The organism is Macrococcus epidermidis, assembly GCF_003259695.1.
GTDB lineage: Bacteria > Bacillota > Bacilli > Staphylococcales > Staphylococcaceae > Macrococcoides > Macrococcoides epidermidis.
Window position 1 is genome coordinate 807433 of record NZ_PZJH01000001.1, and the last position, 20883, is coordinate 828315.

The 20883-nt window shown below is 31.4% G+C and carries 26 protein-coding genes; 20 read left to right on the forward strand and 6 right to left on the reverse strand.

Going from position 1 to position 20883, the window contains the following annotated elements:
- The first annotated feature begins 23 nt into the window (after positions 1-23).
- The 5 genes from BHU61_RS04175 to BHU61_RS04195 all read left to right on the forward strand — a co-directional run bounded on the left by BHU61_RS04175 (position 24) and on the right by BHU61_RS04195 (position 4597).
- The gene (locus BHU61_RS04175; protein WP_170122447.1) at positions 24-530 is read left to right on the forward strand and encodes a carboxymuconolactone decarboxylase family protein; all 507 of its coding nucleotides are present in this window, start codon (positions 24-26) and stop codon (positions 528-530) included.
- Positions 520-1002, forward strand: a complete 483-nt coding sequence (locus BHU61_RS04180) for an HXXEE domain-containing protein (RefSeq protein ID WP_111714856.1) — start codon at positions 520-522, stop codon at positions 1000-1002. Before BHU61_RS04175 ends, BHU61_RS04180 begins: the two co-directional genes overlap by 11 nt.
- Before the next feature lie 204 nt (positions 1003-1206).
- Positions 1207-2400 (forward strand): S41 family peptidase, encoded by a 1194-nt coding sequence (locus BHU61_RS04185; RefSeq protein WP_111714858.1) that lies wholly within the window; start codon positions 1207-1209, stop codon positions 2398-2400.
- A 44-nt stretch (positions 2401-2444) separates the two neighbouring features.
- Positions 2445-3251: a DUF4240 domain-containing protein gene (locus tag BHU61_RS04190; protein ID WP_111714859.1), complete on the forward strand. Its 807-nt coding sequence runs from the start codon at positions 2445-2447 to the stop codon at positions 3249-3251.
- Positions 3252-3349: 98 nt separating this feature from the next.
- Positions 3350-4597 (forward strand): ATP-binding protein, encoded by a 1248-nt coding sequence (locus BHU61_RS04195; RefSeq protein ID WP_111714861.1) that lies wholly within the window; start codon positions 3350-3352, stop codon positions 4595-4597.
- Positions 4598-4641: 44 nt separating this feature from the next.
- On the opposite strand, the gene BHU61_RS04200 is transcribed toward BHU61_RS04195, so the two are convergent.
- Positions 4642-5088 (reverse strand): GNAT family N-acetyltransferase, encoded by a 447-nt coding sequence (locus tag BHU61_RS04200; RefSeq protein ID WP_111714863.1) that lies wholly within the window; start codon positions 5086-5088, stop codon positions 4642-4644.
- Between the two features lie 82 nt (positions 5089-5170).
- Between BHU61_RS04200 and BHU61_RS04205 the strand changes: the two genes are divergently transcribed.
- From BHU61_RS04205 to BHU61_RS04220, 4 genes are all read left to right on the forward strand, one after another.
- The gene (locus tag BHU61_RS04205) at positions 5171-5911 is read left to right on the forward strand and encodes a hypothetical protein (protein WP_111714864.1); all 741 of its coding nucleotides are present in this window, start codon (positions 5171-5173) and stop codon (positions 5909-5911) included.
- 9 nt (positions 5912-5920) lie between these two features.
- On the forward strand, positions 5921-6811 hold the full coding sequence (locus BHU61_RS04210; protein WP_111714866.1) for a phosphotransferase family protein: 891 nt from the start codon (positions 5921-5923) through the stop codon (positions 6809-6811).
- A 185-nt stretch (positions 6812-6996) separates the two neighbouring features.
- Positions 6997-7482 (forward strand): NUDIX hydrolase, encoded by a 486-nt coding sequence (locus BHU61_RS04215; RefSeq protein WP_111714867.1) that lies wholly within the window; start codon positions 6997-6999, stop codon positions 7480-7482.
- Between the two features lie 5 nt (positions 7483-7487).
- A complete protein-coding gene (locus tag BHU61_RS04220) occupies positions 7488-8246 on the forward strand; it encodes a hypothetical protein (RefSeq protein ID WP_111714869.1) in 759 nt (252 codons plus the stop codon).
- Between the two features lie 27 nt (positions 8247-8273).
- Here BHU61_RS04220 and BHU61_RS04225 read toward each other — a convergent pair whose 3' ends face one another.
- The 4 genes from BHU61_RS04225 to BHU61_RS04240 all read right to left on the reverse strand — a co-directional run bounded on the left by BHU61_RS04225 (position 8274) and on the right by BHU61_RS04240 (position 10648).
- The gene (locus BHU61_RS04225; protein WP_111714871.1) at positions 8274-8546 is read right to left on the reverse strand and encodes a Txe/YoeB family addiction module toxin; all 273 of its coding nucleotides are present in this window, start codon (positions 8544-8546) and stop codon (positions 8274-8276) included.
- Positions 8539-8796 (reverse strand): type II toxin-antitoxin system Phd/YefM family antitoxin, encoded by a 258-nt coding sequence (locus BHU61_RS04230; protein WP_111714873.1) that lies wholly within the window; start codon positions 8794-8796, stop codon positions 8539-8541. The genes BHU61_RS04225 and BHU61_RS04230 overlap by 8 nt, the downstream gene beginning before the upstream one ends.
- Positions 8797-8926: 130 nt before the next feature.
- Positions 8927-10099, reverse strand: a complete 1173-nt coding sequence (locus tag BHU61_RS04235) for an MFS transporter (RefSeq protein WP_111714874.1) — start codon at positions 10097-10099, stop codon at positions 8927-8929.
- Positions 10100-10291: 192 nt separating this feature from the next.
- Positions 10292-10648, reverse strand: a complete 357-nt coding sequence (locus BHU61_RS04240) for a cupin (RefSeq protein WP_111714876.1) — start codon at positions 10646-10648, stop codon at positions 10292-10294.
- A gap of 154 nt (positions 10649-10802) precedes the next feature.
- On the opposite strand from BHU61_RS04240, the gene BHU61_RS04245 reads away from it, so the two are divergent.
- The 10 genes from BHU61_RS04245 (at position 10803) to BHU61_RS04285 (ending at position 19226) form a co-directional block, all read left to right on the forward strand.
- Positions 10803-11297 (forward strand): cysteine hydrolase family protein, encoded by a 495-nt coding sequence (locus BHU61_RS04245; protein ID WP_170122448.1) that lies wholly within the window; start codon positions 10803-10805, stop codon positions 11295-11297.
- 160 nt (positions 11298-11457) lie between these two features.
- Complete coding sequence (locus BHU61_RS13655) at positions 11458-11583, forward strand: hypothetical protein (protein ID WP_262492331.1); 126 nt, start codon at positions 11458-11460, stop codon at positions 11581-11583.
- Between the two features lie 35 nt (positions 11584-11618).
- A complete protein-coding gene (gene abc-f / locus BHU61_RS04250; RefSeq protein ID WP_111714879.1) occupies positions 11619-13232 on the forward strand; it encodes a ribosomal protection-like ABC-F family protein in 1614 nt (537 codons plus the stop codon).
- Positions 13233-13354: 122 nt separating this feature from the next.
- A complete protein-coding gene (locus tag BHU61_RS04255) occupies positions 13355-13816 on the forward strand; it encodes a ParB N-terminal domain-containing protein (protein WP_111714881.1) in 462 nt (153 codons plus the stop codon).
- 103 nt (positions 13817-13919) lie between these two features.
- Positions 13920-14288 (forward strand): GntR family transcriptional regulator, encoded by a 369-nt coding sequence (locus BHU61_RS04260; RefSeq protein ID WP_111714882.1) that lies wholly within the window; start codon positions 13920-13922, stop codon positions 14286-14288.
- A 2-nt stretch (positions 14289-14290) separates the two neighbouring features.
- A complete protein-coding gene (locus BHU61_RS04265) occupies positions 14291-15388 on the forward strand; it encodes a DUF1648 domain-containing protein (protein ID WP_111714884.1) in 1098 nt (365 codons plus the stop codon).
- Between the two features lie 126 nt (positions 15389-15514).
- Positions 15515-16045, forward strand: a complete 531-nt coding sequence (locus BHU61_RS04270; RefSeq protein ID WP_111714885.1) for a GNAT family N-acetyltransferase — start codon at positions 15515-15517, stop codon at positions 16043-16045.
- Positions 16042-16491, forward strand: coding sequence for an aminoglycoside 6'-N-acetyltransferase (aac(6'), locus tag BHU61_RS04275; protein WP_111714887.1), 450 nt, complete (start codon positions 16042-16044; stop codon positions 16489-16491). Before BHU61_RS04270 ends, aac(6') begins: the two co-directional genes overlap by 4 nt.
- A gap of 119 nt (positions 16492-16610) precedes the next feature.
- Entirely contained in the window at positions 16611-17828 is a 1218-nt protein-coding gene (locus tag BHU61_RS04280) for an ATP-binding protein (protein WP_099578034.1), read from the forward strand.
- 135 nt (positions 17829-17963) lie between these two features.
- Positions 17964-19226, forward strand: coding sequence for a Y-family DNA polymerase (locus BHU61_RS04285; RefSeq protein ID WP_111714889.1), 1263 nt, complete (start codon positions 17964-17966; stop codon positions 19224-19226).
- 93 nt (positions 19227-19319) lie between these two features.
- On the opposite strand, the gene BHU61_RS04290 is transcribed toward BHU61_RS04285, so the two are convergent.
- Positions 19320-19598 (reverse strand): tyrosine-type recombinase/integrase, encoded by a 279-nt coding sequence (locus tag BHU61_RS04290; RefSeq protein ID WP_111714891.1) that lies wholly within the window; start codon positions 19596-19598, stop codon positions 19320-19322.
- A 217-nt stretch (positions 19599-19815) separates the two neighbouring features.
- Between BHU61_RS04290 and BHU61_RS04295 the strand changes: the two genes are divergently transcribed.
- Positions 19816-20772, forward strand: coding sequence for a hypothetical protein (locus tag BHU61_RS04295; protein ID WP_111714892.1), 957 nt, complete (start codon positions 19816-19818; stop codon positions 20770-20772).
- The last annotated feature ends 111 nt before the right edge of the window (positions 20773-20883 follow it).

Here is a 20883-nt window from a genome sequence, read left to right on the forward strand (position 1 = left end):
TGTTGCAAATAGGAGGAGTTTTAATGAAAAATTTAGTATTAAAAGGTATCGTTAAGGCAGGTAGTTTTATGAATATGAATAATAGAGTCAACTATTTTAAAGTATCTCCAGTTGGTATGGAAAATGTTATGTTACAAGAAAAGTATGTAAATAAAATAACGATGGACAGAAAACTAATACCATTAGTAAAGCTATATATTTCAGTATTAAATGGTTGTTCTTATTGTATTGAGTTGCACTATAAAGAAGCAGTAAAAAAGAAAGTTGAGAAAAAGTATATAGAAAACATAATTAACTTAGATATTGAAAATGAGATTTTTAATAATAAAGAGAAAACAATACTCTTATTCTCCAAAAAACTAACTCTAATCACGGAACATTCTATTTCAGATGAAGATTATTTGAATATGAGAAAATACTTATCAGAAAAAGAGTATATTGATTTTATATTACTAATTAATCAAGTCAATACATGGAACCGAATTTCGATAGGTTCAGGTAATATTGGAAACGAAATAGATGATAGATGAATCAAGTCTGTATTGGTTGTTTCCGATTCTATTCATGACACATGAAATAGAAGAGATTATATTTTTACCTAGATTCGTGGAACGGTTAAAATGGATTAATAGTAATAAAGTAATTGAAAAGATACCATCAATTAGTAGTTTTCAGTTTACTATTATCGTTATCGAACAATTGATCCTCATTATACTCTTATCATTTTATTGTTATATGAATAATAATATCTCATTATACATTGCATTAATCATAGTTTATATAGTTCATATTTTGATTCATTATATACAGGCCATTGTAATCAAGAAGATTATACCAGGATTTTATATGGGGACATTAAGTTCGATTGTATTAGCGTATTTATTAATAACGATTGAGGTAGATATAAAAGAATTAGTAGGTTATATACTTATAATTTTACTTATAGCAATCTTCAATCTATTAATTATGTATAAAATTATTTCTAATAAATTTAAATATTAACTCGTGTCCAGTATAATTTTATAGATAAATAATTTCATAAAATTTAAGTGCTTTTCGATGATAATCGAGAAGTGCTTTTTTGCTTACTATATAACTCTTTATTAGAAAAGGGACAATCGTTTAATTTGTTTAGTGTCATCTAATCATGATTATTATATAATTATATTTGAATATTCTGTATATTTAACAGGGTGGAGGGATATAATGTTTAAAAGTGAACTAGAGTTATTAAGTAAATATTTAATTGAGGAATATGTCGGATTTGATGATAAAAAGGATATTATTACATCGATGAATTTTTCAAATATTCATGATTTCTTTCCCGATGTAACTGAACAGCTCAATAAACTGCATGATCCTCATTTACGTATTATTGATAAACTGAATACAAAAAAAATATCAATCTTATGTAAGAACCATAATAATCGGCTGTTTGTTGTAAAATCTATCGACCCAGACATATCGATTGGTAGTGAAATAATAAAAATAGGTGAGCACTCAATTCAAGATATAATTGAGAATGAAGCAGATTTATTATTTGATCCAAATCCTGAAAGATACGAATGGCATAATGTTCTTCGTAAGTATAAAACTGTAACTATAAAAAATGGAGAAGTTAAAAATATCTTTATCGCGTCTAATGATGAATTATATGATGAAGAATATAGAATAGAAAATCATGATGATTACATATTTATCAGATTACCTGATTTTAAAAATGTTAATGCACTACATGAACTTATTAAACAAAATCGTAATTTACTTAAACGGAGTAAAAAATTTATTATCGATGTGCGTGATAATAGAGGTGGCAGTGACTTTGCATATTATCCATTGTTAGAATACATCTTTCCACCTGGATATATATTAAATATCGACTACGGATTAACGTTTAATTATACAAAAAAATATTGTGATTATATGATTAGTAAAGTGGATAAAGATTTGATGAAGATGGATGAGGGAGAGACGAAGGAAGCGTTTAAGGAATATCGCAAAAGAATGTCTGATAACTATGGTAAAGGTATGATCAAATTCAGCGATGATATTGAACCGATTGTACTGGACGGAATTGCTCAAGATATCAAAGTTATTGTAATCGCTAACGAAAGATGTGGGAGTTCAGGTGACAATTTTGTTGAGACCGTTAAACATAGCGAATTTGTGACGGTTATAGGAAGAGCTACTAAAGGCATGAATGATTATTCAAATTGTAGTTATCTCTATTTAAACGATCAATTTGACTTACTTTGTCCTTATTCAAGATATAACGGTTTAGACCATGGTGTCTCTATGGCTTTAAAAGGAATTTCACCAGATATCGAAATTCCATGGACGACTGAAGAATTATCACGCGATGTTTTACTTGAAAAGGCGATTAAGATGTTAAAAGAATGATAAAATGTAATTAAAATAAAACGTTTTTACAAGGAGATTTAAATATGTATGATTTTGATAAACTTAAAACCGGTGATGTTCTAGTAGAAAAACTACCGTACGGGTTATATACATGTTTAGTTATTATTAAAACAGTTGAAAAATCAAAGCAATATTATGTTGCTGACTATATTGACATTACCTTACCGAAACTAACTGATACTAGATTAAAACAAATTTATCCTACTAAAAATCCATTTTCAGAATTCGCAATAAGTTGGGCAGAGGAATATCATGATTCAAGTATCGATTTTGAATATATAGGAAATATAGAAATAGATTTTCATATCCCTAAAAATAACGAACATTTCCTAATGAATGCTAGAGATCCATTTTGGGATTGGATGGAGGAAAATAGGCCAGAAAAAATTGAAGAAGAAAAAGATAAGTTTTATGGAATAGAAGATGAAATCGTAATGAACAATAAAATGCAAATGGATGATACAAAATTTTGGAAAGTGATTGACCATCTTTTCCCTGACGAGCTTGATGAACAATATGCAATCAAAAAGTTAACTAAATATCCTAGAGAAGAAATAATTTCTTTCCATAATACTTTAGCAAAGCATCTTGAAGTACTGGAAAAACTACCTTTAAAGGATAATAAATATAATTCAGATGATGCTTTTCTATATACGAGATGTTTTATTGTTGCTCAAGGTCTGGAATATTATAATGAAACATTAGAAGATGGATTTATTGAAGAAGATCTTGTCGAAGATAGTTTTGAAGAGTTACTAGAAATTACAGAAGAAGCGCTTGAACGTGCTAATTATTCTTATGATTATCAAGAATTATTGGAATTGAAATAAGCAATTAAATTGATTCATTATTATTTACAAACCAACAAAAATGCAAAGGCAAAATTTTGCGTTGCATTTTTGTTGGTTTATAAATAGAGGTGGTCTAGTTGATTGAAAATAAAACAACTGCATTTAAAGAAAAAGTATCAAATCAGTTCTTAAAGACCGTGAGTGCCTATACGAATTATGGAAATGGACAAATAATATTTGGTGTATCAGATAATGGTGAATATATTGGGTTTGAAAACATTCAGAAAACAATATTAGATATCGAAAACAAAATTAACGATAGTATAAATCCTAGTCCTGACTTTACTTTTTCAATTAACAGAAACAATACGATTTGTTTAGAAGTTACAGAGGGCGTTCATAAACCATATTTATATAAAGGTAAGGCATATCGAAGAAATGATACTGCTACAATTGAAGTTGACCAGCTAGAATTAAAGCGTTTAGTATTGGAAGGTTCAAATTTATCTTTCGAAGCACTTGAAGTTAAATCAACTGATCTTACTTTCAATACACTTTCAAAATTATTGATGGAAAAAATTCATGTTAATGTAGTATCCGATGATTTATTTAAAACTTTAGGAATTATTGATATGAATGGTAAATATAATAATGTAGCGTCCATTGTAGCTGACCGTAATAAGTTTTACTGCATTGATATTGCGCGTTTTGGTCATTCTATAAATGAAATACTTGATAGAAACCGTCTATACGATATTTCAATCCTTTCAGCATATCAAACTGCTATTGACTCATTTGAACGTTATTATGAATACGAGAAGATAGAAGGGTTGCATAGAAATTCAATCGAGATTATCCCGAAAGATGCATTTAGAGAAGCTTTAGCCAATGCAATTATTCACCGTCATTGGGACATTAACAGCCATATTAATATTGCTATGTTTCCAGATAAAATTGAAATTACATCTCCAGGGGGATTGCCTAGTGGGATTAGCGAGTTCGATTATCTTGAAAACAATGTTTCAATCTTAAGAAATCCTATTTTTGCTAATATATTTTTCAGATTAGGATATATTGAGATGTTTGGTACAGGTATTAAACGTATTAAATCTGCTTATAGCCAATATAAAGTGAAGCCACAATTCTTTGTTTCAGAAACAAGTATTAAGATTATCCTTCCTGTAACAAATGTTTTACCAAAAGTAACAAAAGATGAAAGTATCATTATGGAGACACTGAGTTCTGGATATGTGCTTTCAAGCAGCGAAATAGTAGAACGCACGCCTTTCAATAAATCAAAGGTGATCCGCTTAGTTAACCATCTTTGTGAAAATGGCTATGTTTATAAAGTCGGCACAGGTCGTGGTACAAAGTATAGAATATAATTCTTGAGTGATTAAAGCAAAATTGAAATTTAATAATTTAAATGTTATATATTTTTACTAAGTATTATCTTATCCATCGCTTTTATACCATTTTCAATTATGACTTCTTTATATGCATTGATAAAGAAGTCTTTTTCTATTTCATGAAGTCTAAATCCACACTTTTGATATAATGCGAGTTGGTTCAGACTTGAGTTGGCTGTTGCAATGATTAAATTGTTATATCCTGAATGCTTCGCTATTTTTTCTGCTTCTTTTAGCATCAACTTTCCATATCCTTTTCCTTGATAAGCTTCACTAACTGCAATATTCATTATTTCCATCGTTGATTCACTTACTTCTTTAAGGACAATAACACCAATGAGATCATTTTCTTCTAATATATAGATTGAACTTTCACTAATATATTGATTAATCATAACTATCGAAGGGTCTGCTAATAATAGCAATTCTTTTATTTCATCGTTGATTTCTTTAGCTTGTTTTAACATCGAATCACCTTTTTGTGAGAATTTTCTGTATAATGTCATTATATATTTTTTTCTTATGATAAACACAGAAAGGTGCATATTAATGAAACCAATCTATACTTTTGAACAAGCAGCTGATCTTAATAAGTATCATGCTGATATTACATTTTTCCATACAAAAATAAATGATTTCCAACAATATCTTGAAGATAATTTTCAGTTAAAGGATATACCAAATGGAGTATTCTGGACATCACGTTTTGTGATGGAGGAGGTACTTGAAAAACCCGTACCTGCTTTTACGAGAGATGAAGCGATCTATATGTGTGCTGATCAAGATTACTGGACACAATATTTAACAGAGTTGCTTCCAGAATCTTCAAAAGATAAATACACGTCATTTTATGTCGAACACACTAAAGATGAGATGCTTGCAATATTAGGACATGAACTCGCGCATCATAGTGATCTATTTCTTGCTGAGTTCGATGAAGAGCATCCAACGTGTGAAGATATGTGGTTTGAAGAAGGAATGGCGACTTACCTCCCAAGAAAGTTCTTTTTTGATGAACAGTTATTTGATGATATCTATCATCTTGAAAAGTCACTTTACGAATATTATTTAGATGAATTCGGTGACTTACCTTTAGAACACTTTACATATGATATTTACTCGTATTCGAAGGAATATATTATGTTTCATTACTGGATGAGTTATGTTAAAGTTACTCAGTTTGTAAATCTTGTAGATGGAGATGTATCACGTTTATTTAAACTTTATCATGATTGGGATATGGAAGGCAGAAAGATATCTTTATCGCATTATTTTGAAACACATATATAGGAGGGTGCCATGCATATTGATGATTTAAATGAACGCTTGCCTGGCTTTCATTTTGTGAAGTTAGAAAGCTTCAACAAAGGATGGTCGGATGACCAAAAATATATTGTTACGACTCGGGATGAAAAGTATCTATTACGTCTTTCTTCTATTGAAGAAATAGAGGATATTAAATTGCAAATTTATTTAGTTGAACAGTGTATGGACCTTGGGCTTCCTGTGCAACAATTAGTATCACACGGCGAGTTTAAAGATCAATACTATTTATTATACCAATGGATTGAAGGTCATGAAGCTAAAGAGATATTACCGACATTAACTTTAGAAGAGCAATATGAACTTGGTCATGAATCTGGGAGAATATTGAAAGCCATTCATGCTATACCTGGAGCAAATCAGTTTGGATGGCGTGACTTTTTCCTAAAGAAAATCGAACGTAAGCAATCGATGTATCTAAACTGTGAATATAAATACGATAATGATCAGTGTTTATTTAATGTAATAGATAATTATGAAAATCGTATTATCGATAAATCTGTTGTCTACCACCACGGCGATTATCATGTTGGGAATATGGTCATTGATGAAAAAGGTAAACTGTGGATTATTGATTTTGACAGATGTAGTATCGGTGCACCATTTGAAGAATTCAATCGTATCAGCTGGTGTGTAAATACGAGTGAGGCATTTAGTAGAGGGCGCGTTGATGGATATTTTGATGGTAAAGTACCGATTGATTTTTGGGAAGTATTATCTGTTTATATCGCTACGAATATCTTATCCTCATTACCATGGGCAGTCCCATTTGGTGACAAAGAAATACAAGTCATGAAAGAAGAGTTTGAAGTACAACGTAAGTATTATGAAGATTTTAATATTGTAATTCCTAAATGGTATAAATAATATTTCTTATTTTGATTATTATCGTTTTGAGTGGGCGAATTACGTCAGATTTCGCCCACTGGGCATTAATTTTTCTATATTATTAATGTCGAGTGGGCAAATTGTAGATTATTTCGACCACTCATTTCTCTATTTACAATAATAAATATAATAATATTGCAAATTACAACATTGGAGGGATACACTTGAGTGAAATATGGGAACTTCTAGATATGAATAGACAAAAAACTGGTATCCTCCATGAAAGAGGCGTTACAGTACCTGATGGATTGTACCATTTAGTAGTAGAAATTTGGGTACAGAAACCAAATGGTGATTTGCTACTTACACAACGTCATCCTGATAAACCACTTGGTTTGAAATGGGAATGTAGTAGAGGATCTGCTGTTGCAGGAGAAGATGGTGTCCTTGCTGCACATCGTGAGTTACTTGAAGAGACTGGTATTTATGCATCTTTAGAAGACATTCAATTTAAAGGCTACACCATGCATTCACATTATATTACTGAAACTTATCTTTACGAAGCACCAACGAATGACATTACTTTTAATCTTCAGGCTGAAGAAGTTGTTGATGCTAAGTGGGTAGCACCGAATGAAATTGAACAAAATTTAGATGAATTAATACCAGATTTATGGGATAGATATTGTAAATATATTAAAGTGGGGTAGTGAATATGCGTAATTTGAAGTTCGAGTTTGATCTTTTCTTTATATCAGAAGTTTTCTTAAATGAACATCAGCATAATTTAATAAACACTTTAGTTGTACCGAAAGATGAGTTTAAGAAAAACAGTAGCTTATCAAATGTTGTTTATCATTCAACGTATCAAACATGGCATCTGACATATGAATTTGTTATTGTAGCCGAACCAGGATGGTATGAAAGCATAGAAAATACATTTAAAAATGCATTGAAACAAGAAATGATCGATAATGGCACTCAGCTGATCCATGTTGATAGATTAATCACTTCAGCATATTGGGATACGCTCTCTCAAAAAGAACAAATAAGCTTTATCCAACAGTTCGATGATGAACCTAGCAAAACAGATATAACGCAGTTCAGTACAATAGCTCATCTTAATGCATTGCATAATAAATTCCCGGAAAACCATGGCGCAAATTATTTGTCGGCAACACTGTATGCATTAACTAAAAATCCATTTATATTAGAACTGTGGGTGCATCAGGAAACCTTTATGCTCTTCCTTAATCGTCTTGGATACAAAGAAGTGGAAACTTCATTTAATAGAGGAGATATTATCTGTTTCTATCATGATAATATACTAACATATGCATGTTATGCGATTGATGACGCATATGTCTTTAACAAGCAAGGACAGACATTCTGGGAACCGTGGACGATAGAACGATTTGAGACGATTCAAAGTAACAGAGATGAAGTTAATTATAAAATTTATAAAAAAAATTAAGGTAGGATAGTCTAATGAATGGCTATTCTACCTTTTGTAATGAAAACGACATTGTAAAATACAAATGGAATCATCTTCTATCTTATATACGAGCCTATGTTCATGAGTGATCCTTCTGCTATAGCAACCTGTATAGTTTCCTAATAATTTTTCTGGCTTACCTATACCTTCATTTGCACCATCAATCATAATACTCTTTATTAGTTTATTTATTTTCTTTAATACAGTTTTATCGTTAGTTTGCCAGTACGTATAATCTTCAAAACCACTTGAATAAAATAGTATCTTTTTCTTAAGCATCTAAATCAATCTCAACTTGAAGTAAGTTATTTTTATCAATTGATTTATCAATCGCTTTTTGTAATCTTTCGGCATTCGCTGGTGTACTCTGTAAATAAAGTGTTTCAATCATACTATTATAATCTTGTTCAGATAATATCACGGCATTATGCGTATTTGTTGTGATTGTGTAAGGTTCACAGTCTTCATTAACAATATCTATTATTTTTCTAAAATTTGATCTTGCATTAGAATACGTTGTGACTTTCATTTTATCGCCTCCTTGTACAATATTATTGTACCACTCACGAGTTATTATGTATATAATTATTACATTTTACTCCTGGATATACTGATTTTAAAAACCCATCACTCAAACATTTGAGCGATGGGTTTATGCTTTAAAATATATTTTTATATCGATATGTGAGTAAACATATCAATATGTAAGCAAGCGATGCTACAACAAATGCGAATGTTAAGGTAGCGTGTTCTGCTAGTAACGACATCACAAATGTTGATAAACAAAATCCTAAACTATATATACTCTGATTCAGTGTATAAGTATCAAGCAGTGTTTCATGATTTAAATGCTTTTGTATTTCTGTGTGTAGTGAAATAGATAATAATTGCTCTATAATGCCATAAAGCCATGATAGCAGAACTGCTAATATTAACCACCTGTTAATCCCGAAGACAAACGTAATGAGTGAAAGCAGCATATATCCACTATAATAGAAGTGCACCATTTTAAATCTTTCAATCAAATGAATCATCTTTGATCCGACAAGTAAACCTACGAAAAATGCCGCGTTAATAATACCAAACCAGTATGATGGGGCATTTAAATATTCTTTTACAAAGGCAATCATTATTGCAGCAATCCAGACAGCATGGCCAAATGACGCGATGAAAGTATTCCAATTTAAATATTGACTGTAACTGGTACGATTGCTTTTAATAACCGCTTTGAAACTTTTGGAACCTATATGCTCACTCTCTACAGTATTAATATTAAAATTTATCTTCATCATAAATATCACAGATATGATAGACAAGATGACACAAAACATAATCAATCCATCACTATGTAGGACTGCTAACAATAAACTGCCTAATGCCCAGGCTGAAATTTGTATCATATTATTCATACTGCTAATTTTTCCGTTTGCTCTAAGTATATTATCCTTTAACTCAAAGTAGGGGATTAATGTGTTGCTTAATGGATTTGTAAATCCATCTAAGAACGCAATCATAAATGCTAATCCTAATATATAAATATAGTGCAATTCAACATACATTGTACCGATCAATAAGATCAGCAAGGCACATTTCATCGTTTGATTAAACACTAAAATATATTGCTTCTGAAATCTTGAATATACAATTGGTGCGATAAACCCACTTATAAAATAAGCAGATGTGATGAATATCGGAACTAATGCACTTAATTGAATAGAGTGCGTTAATTCATATAGATAAGCAATCAGTGCAATAATATAAATATTATCGCTCGTATTGGCGAATAACTGACTAAAGTATAAGTATTTAAAGTTATTTGTAAATCCTTTCATGATTTCCTCCTAATTTAAGAAGATCATAGACTTACAAATACAACTTATTTAATTGTTTTTATTGACTTGTAAGTCTACGTCTAATTGATGAATTAGAAAGAAATCATTACATATGAAATCACCTTTTATAATTTTTTAATGCATTCATCTTATCATTATCAGAAAATTTGTACAATATTAAAGTGGGAGAATTTATTGATTATATTGAAATAAATCATCTTTTAAATCTGGGCTTTCAATAATAACTGCATTTAAACCATTATTCGTTCTTGTTTCATGCATTTCTCCAGCTTCAAAGAATACCGCGGTATTCTTACTGATTGAAATAGGTGTATGATTGTTTGATGAAACAATTGCTTCACCGTCGACGATTAATAATATTTGATTAACTGGTGCTTTATGATTACCTATAATGCCATTCGCTTCTAAGTGGATGAAGTTAATAGAGATTTTTGAATTCATAGTAGTTAATCTATTGATATAAAATCCACTCGAGTTGTGATTATCAATTTTAGTTGCCTTCGATTTCTCCAAAGGATATATTTTCATATTTTTCTCCTTTTTAATTCATTTTAATTTTTTGAAAATTCTATATAATAAATATAATACATTAATTTTAGAGAGTTACGTAATCTATAATATATTATGTAATCATATTATTTTATTCGCACGAACAAATGATTTTTTATTTTGAGGTGATATTTTGGAAGCTTTATTAGTTATTGATTTTCATACACATTTTTTAGAAAAAGGTGATTTTTCAGTAGTTAAGAAGAATGCTATTCATCTAGTAGAAGTATTTAAAGCAAACAAATTACCTGTGATTGCAGTGGAACATATTGATGACAAAACAAATAAGCCATTTCCTTTAGACCCATTTATTCATAAAAATGCCGATAAGATTTATTCTAAAAATAAACCGAGTGCTTTTAAAGATACGGATTTGCAACAATATTTAATTTCACTTGGTGTTACTGAACTGATCATTATCGGTTTTAATATGGAATATTGTATTTTATTTAATGCGATTATTGCTAATGAACTTGGCTTTAAAGTTACAGTAATCGAAGATGCTTGTGCAACAGTTAATAATTGTGAAACATATGAAATGCCTGGGTTAGATATTAATGATTTCGTATCTACAGTTTTGCATTGGTCAGATGAAGTAGAAGTTCTGATGATAGAAGAGTATGTGTGATTTGGGTTATTTATAATTTTGATATAATCTCATTTTTAGCTGTAAATAATATCGTGAGGGTTATTCTGAAGTTTTTGCAGGTACTATTCATCATAAATATTTAAATATTCTAAAAATTATTATATAATATAATTAATTTTTACGAACGGAGGTGTTGGTATTGTTTTTAGAAGTTGCGAAGCGTATGCGTTTTGTTTTAACGGTACGTGGGAAATTTGCGTTTGAAATTAAAAATTGGTGGAGTCTGCCCTTTTTTAAGCAAGTACAACTTCTAGAGGAATACTAAACACGGTTCCTCTAGCAAACTAGAGGAGAGAAAAAATGAATATTTTAAACGTAGCCCAAGTATCAAAATCTTTTACAGGTGATGTGATTTTTGAGGATATTAAATTTGAGGTAAACGATAATGATCGTATTGGTCTTATCGGCAGAAATGGTGAAGGTAAAACAACCTTATTCAAACTCATTTCAGGAGAAGAGCGTCCTGATAGTGGTTTTATTAGTTTATCAAAAGATATACGAGTTGGTATTTTGAGCCAAATCCCAAAATTCCCGGATGATATGGATGTTTATTCATGTTTTGCACAAACTTTTATTGATCTTGATGTAATAGAGAAGAAAATGAAAGCATTAGAATTAAAAATGGCAAGTAACCCTGATAATCTTGAAAAGATTTTAGTTCAATATGCCAATATACAAGAGCAGTTTGAAGTACTAGGTGGGTATGAAAAGGATAGTAAAATCAACTTTGTAATGCACGGTCTTAAAATTAATCCATTGGCCGATAGACTTTGGTCACAGCTTTCAGGTGGAGAACGTACTAAAGTTGGTTTAGCCATGTTATTACTTCAATCACCGGAATTATTACTACTGGATGAACCGACAAATCATCTGGATATCGATAGTATTGAATGGTTAACGCAATTTATTAAAAATTATACAGGTGCTGTTATTATTATTTCTCATGACCGTTATTTTCTTGATGAGACGGTGAGTAAAATATTAGAGATAGATCAACAAGCGCTGCATATTTATCACGGAAATTATTCTTACTTCATAAAAGAAAAAGAAGATAGAATCTTAAGGGAGTATGAAGAATACAAAAATCAACAGAAGAAAATTCAAAAGATGAAAGCACAGATCAAACAATTAAAAATATGGGCGAATCAAGCTGTACCACCAAATGCCGCAATGCATCGTCGCGCAAAAAGTATGGAAAAAGCTTTGGCTAGAATAGAAATAAAAAAGAAACCGATTATTGATGCTAAAACAATGCAGCTTGATATTCAAAGTGCAGACAAATCTTCTAAAGATGTGTTCACTTTAATTGATGTTGCCAAAATGTATGATGATATATTGTTTGAAGATGTAAATATGAAAATCAGAAAAAATGATAGGATTTCTATTGTTGGAGCCAATGGTACAGGAAAAAGTACGTTAATAAAAATGATGTTAGAGGATGTTTTTCCTGATGAAGGCGAAATCATTATTGCACCTAATATTAAGATTGGTTATCTATCACAACATCATTTTACTGAAGACAATGATACTGTTTTAGACGCGTATCGTGCATACGCATCAGTCACAGAAGGTGAGGCTCGTAATCATCTCGCTGGCTATTTATTCTATGGTTATGACGTATTTAAAAAAGTGAAAGATTTAAGTGGTGGTGAGAAGATGCGTTTACGATGGGCACAAATTATGTCGAATGATTTTAATGTACTCATTCTCGATGAACCTACGAACCACTTAGACATTGAATCTAAAGAAATATTAGAAGATGCTTTAGATAAATTCGAAGGAACGATTATCGCTGTTTCGCACGATAGATATTTTCTTGATAAGTTTTTTGATGTTACTTATTGGATTGAAGATAAAAATGTAAACATGTATTTAGGAAATTATAGTTATGCGAAGCAGAAAAAAGCTGAATAAACGTAAATATTTATGTTTATTTAGGTTGGATGTTTCTAATTTTCATATTAAATGAGTAATATTTCAATCGATTCATGATACTATATTAGTGAACTACACTCTTAATAGGATGTGATTATTTCATGAATATTAATGATATAAAGCTTACTCAACTTTATTTGAATCAACGTAAAGTGAATGAGGTAAGTGAATGGCTGGATGATGTTTCTGTCAAAAATACAATAATTTCAGTAATTCAGTATGACAATCAATTTTACATCGTTGATGGTCATACACGTTGTTTCATTGCTTTTCAAAAAGGGATTATTGATATCCCTGTTGAAATTTATGATATTGATAATACATCAGTAGAGATGCAATTATATCTGGATTGTATTAAGTGGTGTGAACAAGAAAATATTGATCATATTAATGACTTATCCGATCGCATTCTAGGAGAAGTAGCGTTTGAAAAACTGTGGATTGAGAGATGTCAAAATCATATGGAAGATATTCAGGATGCTCGTGATGCTGATATTGCTTATCGTGAGCATTTGAACCATAAAGTAACCTATACTCACGAAGAAGTCATGAAACACTTCTAACTTGTAATCCTACACCAATCTGTTATAATAAATGTATAACAGATTGGTTTTTATTTTTGCCTTTAAATCTGTTCTATACTTTGTATAACAGAGAGGTGGTTTAATGTATATAGAGATTGATGAAACGAGTAGTGTACCGGTTTATTTACAGCTTGCCAATCAAATGATTCATCATATTGCAGAAGGGAATGTCGTACCTTATGATCCATTACCTTCTGGTCGTGCATTTGCGAAGAGTCTTCAGATTAATATGCATACGGTGAACAAAGCCTATCATTATCTGGAGGAGAAACAGTTGATTCTTGTGCAGCCGAAGTCCGGAGCGATAATTCATCCTGATGCTTTAAAGGCTGCGACAAAAGTTGAACGGGAAGATTTAATAAGTCGTTTGAAACCGATTATTGATGAAGCAAAGTGCAAACAACTGGATGTAGCTGATTTACTGAGATTAATTAAAGAGGGAGAGGGTTAATCATGGAAGGTTTATTACTTAGTGGCATATTATTTTTAACCGGCTTATTGTTCTTATTGAATGGTCGTTTCGTTCGTCGTAATATAATATTTAGTGTCTTTGTGCCTGAGAGTGAAACAGATAATGGTGCAATTGAGACGGTAAAGGCACAATACAGAAAGCAAATTTTAATGTTAGCCATTGCTGTAGCACTATTATTTATAGTAATTTATTTATTTGCCAGTCATTCTGCAGCTTTATTAAGCTTTGTTGTATTGCTTCACGTTCTTATTATCGGTGCAATTATTATCTATAAAAGTGCTCATGATCATTTGAAAGCCGTAAAGTTAAACGAAGAGTGGATGAAAGATATTAAAGTAGTGAAAGCGACAGACACACGTTTAATGACAGAAAGTACATCACTTCCGAATGTTCTATTTATAATGCAGTTAATCGCATTTATTGTTGCATTTATATTTGTTGCATTAAATTATGATAAGATACCTGAAACGATCGCTACACATTGGAATTTTAAGGGTGTAGCTGATGATTTCAGTCAAAAGAATTTCTTTAGCGTGTTTTCACCAGGATTACTTGGATTAGCCATATTATTATCACTTTGGGCAAGTTCAAAGGGGACAAGCTTTTTCAATACAACTGTAAATCCTGCTGTAAAAGATGCTTCTATCAATTTTATAAAAAATTCTAAGCTGATTAACAGTATGATGATTCACCTTATTTCATTTACGATGACCTTATTATTTATATTAATCTTTATTCGACCTGCAGTGTATAATGATAATTATTTGCCGAATGGTATCATGATGATGCTGATTGGAATGCTGCTTTTAATTACAGTGGCGTGTATCTATTTACAAATTTCGGAAAGCAAGAAGTATCGTCAAGCCATAGCCACTTCAGATAAAGCGCCATATTACAATGAGAATCATTATATTTTCGGACTATTCTACTATAATCCTAATGATCTGAATGTCTGGGTACCTAAGCTTTCAGAAATGGGGATGACATTAAATATGGCAAGACCGATGTCTTGGTTTATAGCGTTTATTTTACTTGGATTACCGATTGCTATACTAATTGTAATTACAATTTTCTCATAATGTTTTAATATGAAGTTAACTTCATTTTTACGGATATTTTAGTAGATTTGAAGCTAACTTCATTTTTTATTTATTCTGTTTTCTATTATTATAAAGATAACAATCAAATCATTAGGAGAGAGGCTTATGATTTCATATGAACAATTACAATACAAAGACGTTAATCAATTAAAAGACTACTTTAAACATGTTATTTCACATACATTTTTAAACAATGGCGTTGATGATGATGAAGACCTTATTAACGAAATTAATAAAAAGATGACCTATATCAATCGTTATTTTAATGGTTCAGATGATATGTTTATCGTCGCTAAGGATGGCGATGTTGTTGTTGGAATCATTGGGTTCTATACACCTAATCAAATGATCACGGAGCTTGTCGGAGATAAAGTTGATGGATTAAAAGAGATGGGGACATTATACATACACCCTGATTATCAGAGTAGAGGAATAGGTAGTCAGCTTATCACGCTTTTAACACAGTTTATTAAAGAGCAGGGTGTCGATTCGTACTGTTTTGACTGTGGTTATAAGAAATCAATGGCCACATGGACGCGTAAATTTGGTCAACCTACGTATTTCTTTAAAGATTACTGGGATGTAGGAGATCATTATGCTGTTTGGATTGTGGATATCAAGGAGGCGTCTGTATGATTCAACCTTTGACGTTAGAAAAGTTAGATACCGTCACCAACCTTGCTTTAAGACTATGGCCGGACAATATATATGAAGATTTAATAGATGAATTTAAGTCTTTAATCCATCATGATAATCAACGTGTATTTCTGTATCATGACAATCATCTGGATGTAGGTTTTGCGCATGTCAGTTTGCGTGTTGATTATGTTGAAGGGACAGATTCAAGTCCGGTAGGTTTTCTTGAAGGTATTTATGTCTCTCCTGATTATAGAAATCAAGGTATCGCAAGAGAACTTATTGAAGCATGTGAGCATTTTGCCAAAGATAAGGGCTGTACTGAATTTGCGAGCGATTGTGAGTTAACAAATATAGATAGTATTTTAATGCACGAAAAATTAGGGTTTGAAGAAACTAATAGAATCGTGTGTTTTAAAAAGAAAATAGAAAGATTTAAATGTTAATCACATTTATTCCGGCAAATATAGAGTTGTATTCCATATTTGCCGAACTTTTTTGATTGATTTTTATGTTTTTTTCGGCTAATATGGATTTGTATTCCATATTTGCCGGAGGTGGCTTAATGTATATCCATAGAACAATTGAAGATACATTGCTAAAAGTTCAACAAAATTTTAAAGTTGCTTTAATTACTGGACCACGACAGGTCGGTAAATCTACTGTATTGAAGCATTTATTTGGTGATGATTACGAATATGTCACTTTAGATGATTTATTCGAATTGAATCTTGCGAAAGAAGATCCAAAGCTTTTTTTTATGAATCATCCTGGGAAATTAATCATTGATGAAGTGCAATATGCACCTGAATTATTTATAGAAATTAAAAGACTCGTTGATCAAAACGATGATTATGGACAATATATTTTAACAGGTTCTCAAGGATTTAGTTTAATGCGTAATATTTCTGAGTCCTTAGCAGGTCGCGTTGGTATTATTGAAATGAATGGTCTGTCTACACGTGAAATTGTTGGTGATGATATGTTATCACCATTTATTCCAAATAAAGATTTTATTGCTGCAAAAAGAAAATATGTTGAATTAAGTGAGATGTGGCGTATCATTCAGCGGGGAAGTTTACCTGAACTGTATAAGAACGAAAATCTCGATTGGGACATGTATTATGCTTCTTATGTAAAAACATATATTGAACGAGATGTCCGTGATTTGCTTAATGTTAAAGATTTAAATCTATTTTCTCAATTTTTAACGGCATTAGCTGCACGTACTGCTCAAATGTTGAATTACAACACGATTGCAAATGAAATTGGTGTTGATATTAAGACAATCAAAAGTTGGATTAGTGTACTTGAAACATCAGGTATTATATATCTTTTACAACCTTTTTCTAATAATAGATTGACCCGTGTTATTAAAACACCGATGTTATATTTTAAAGATACAGGGCTTGTTTGTTATCTACTGAAATGGAAAACACCAGAAACACTAATGAATGGTGCAATGAGTGGAGAAATTCTTGAGACATTCGTGATTTCTGAGATCATTAAGTCTTTTAATAATGCAGGTATAACTAATGTACCTATAATGTTCTATCGTGATAGAGATATGAAAGAGATTGATGTCATTATTGAAGAAGATGGTGTTTTGTATCCAGTTGAAATAAAAAAAACATCGATGCCAACATTAAAAATGGCCAAAAATATGGCTGTTTTAGAGAAAGCTGAAGGCTTTTCAATTGGTAATCAAATGATTTTAAGCTTTGTTCAACAAAAAAGTTATTTAGCTTATGATACGATTACTTATCCTATTTGCGCCATTTAACCCTGTCCAAAGTAGTCTATAAAGGCTACTTTTTTATTTATACAAAACAAGAACATACGTTCTATTTTTATTGAAATAGAACGTATGTTCTGGTATGATAAATATATCATCAAAGATTATAAGAGGGTGCTTAATATGTATGATTACAGTCTGTGCGAGAAAAGGAATGTACTCTGTATTGACCAGAAGAGTTTCTTTGCGAGTGTTTCTTGCATCATGAAAGGACTTGATCCTATGACAACAAAGCTCGCTGTTGTCGCTGATACGAAACGACAGGGGTCTGTTGTGCTTGCTGCTACACCACCTCTAAAAGCAATGGGGATAAAGACCGGTTCACGTTTATTTGAAATACCTCATCGTTCTGATATCTATATTATCAATCCATCGATGAACACTTACCTGAAAGTTGCCAGTCAAATTGCTGAGATTTCACTGCAGTATGTTGCACCGGAGGATTACCATCAATATAGTATCGATGAATTTTTTATGGATGTTACAAAGAGTTATAAACTATACGCAGAAAGTCCGTATGCGCTTGCCTTAAAGATTAAACAGGAGATTTATGATAAGACGCAAATTCAATGTGCCGTGGGAATAGGGGATAATGTCTTACTCAGCAAGATTGCACTGGATATGGAGGCAAAGAAACAACCGGATGGTATTGCTGAGTGGCATTACGAAGATGTACCGGCAAAGATGTGGTCGATTGAGCCGTTAAGTAAGTTCTGGGGAATTAATCGTCGTACCGAGAAGAAACTCAATCAAAAGGGAATATTTACGATTGGGCAGCTTGCTAATTATCCGCATCATTATTTAAAGCGCGATTTCGGTATTATCGGAGTGGATCTGCATTTACATGCGAATGGAATCGATTCAAGTTTAATTCGAGAGAAACATCATATTTATAAACCCTCTATTAATAAAAGTCAGATTTTAATGCGTGATTACCGTTTCGATGAACTACGTGCTGTCGTGTTAGAACATGTTGAAGAAGTAACATTCAGACTACGTGCCGACAATATGATTGCACGTACGATTTCTTTTACTATTGGTTATAGTGATGAAGGGAAAGTGAATAAAAGTTATACATTATCTGAAGGTACGAATTTAACCACTGATATCTTTCAGGTTGTATGGGGATTTATGATGCAGTTATGTGATAAGAAGCGTATGTATCGTACAGTAAATATTTCACTTACGAACTTTATTCGTGAGGAAGATCGTCAGTTATCGCTCTTTGTCGATGAGTTTGAACGTGAGAAACAAGAGAGACTGGAAAAGACTGTAGATCAGCTAAAGATACGTTTTGGGAAGAATAGCGTCTTGCGTGCAGTTTCGTATACAGAGCAAGGCACGGCGATGAAGCGCAATGGTCTTATCGCTGGTCATAAGGCATAAGTACAATAATAACCCCTAGAGCTACAAGGCTTTAGGGGGTTACTTGTGTTGAAATCTTAAAAAATTCGGCAAACTGTGCTAAAAACTGAAAAATTAAGCTAAAATGTTCTCTAATAAATCTCTCGTTTTATCCTGCATATTTTGAGTAATGTGAGTATAAATTACTGTGGTTGTTGCTGGGTCATGGTGACCTACACGCTCCATAATTGCTTTAAGAGGTACATTCTCTTGAGCTAATAGTGATATGTGAGTGTGTCTCAAAGCGTGTGAGGTTATCTTCTTAGTTATCTTATCCGCTTCAGGCAGTTCAGGCTGAGCGTTATGAAGCTTTATGAAGATAGAAAAAATAGAGCTGAAAAGGCTAAAAGCCAAAGATTAGAATTGTGTATGTAAGACATTTTTATTATAATATAGTTAGAAATCAAAATAAAAATTTATTAAAATAATACTTGGTATTGTTTTCTGTTCTATCGTCCTTAAGGTAATTGCCGTATTTTATCTCATTACACTCACATTTAATAGTGTGGGTGTTTTTTTGTTGTCTAAAAATGTATAATTTATTTAACTAATAGGAGAGTAGGCGAGTACGGTGAGTAGTGAAAATGGCCAAAACCAAGAAGGAAATAAAACAATAAATAAAAATGAAATTACAGTCACGTTTAATAAAAAGCATTTAGGGTGGGTTATATTTTTCATAGCTTTATCCCCTTTGGCAGTAGCTTTAGGTATAACCTGGCCGAAGGAGTTATTCGGTCATACTTCAGCTGACGCTAATAGCTGGCTTCAGTTTTGGGGTAGTATGCTTGGAGGCTTTATAGGTACTATAGCTGTTATTTATGTAGCACATTTACAAAATACTAAGCAGGAACAAATTATGAGAGAAACTTTTGAAGAACAGAGAAAATTAAATGAAGAACAACAAGAAGAACAAAGAAAGTTAAATAAAGAACAGCAAGAAGAACAAAGAAAGTTAAATAAAGAACAGCAAGAAGAACAAAGAAAATTAAATCAAAAATCATTAGACACACAGATAGCTCTTAAATTTGATACAAAGAAAGTAGAACTAACAAAGTTTAAATTTGATACTTATCAATCATTATCAGACTTAATAAATGAATATGGAAATATATACAATAATTATTCTAATATGTGTAGTGATATACTAGATTACCTTTCTCAATACGATACACAAAAATACAATATAAATATTAATCAACTCAAAGAATATAAAAATAGATGTATTTCAGAGAGAAATAGAATGAGTTTTTCGTATAATAGATTGAATATATTAGTTAAAGTTGCGTTTAGTGAAGAAGAAATACAAATTGAAGAACCGTATGGTAATATTATCAATCTCCTAGATACAATCATTGTAACAGAAACAATAGATAAAAAAGCAGTAAATGAGGAAGAAGTAAAATTAATTGTCAACAATGAGACAACATATAAAGATTTAAAAAATTGCAATTTAATAATAGGAGGTTTCCTGTCTCTTTATATTGAATATTACTTTAACGATGTACAACTAAAAGAAAAAGAACAATGATGTAATATTCGGCAAAAATTCGGCAAACAGTTGCAACTTTCGGCAACTCGTCGAAAATGATTTTTCACATGTGAACGCTGAAAGCCTTGATATTATTGAGTTTGACACTTC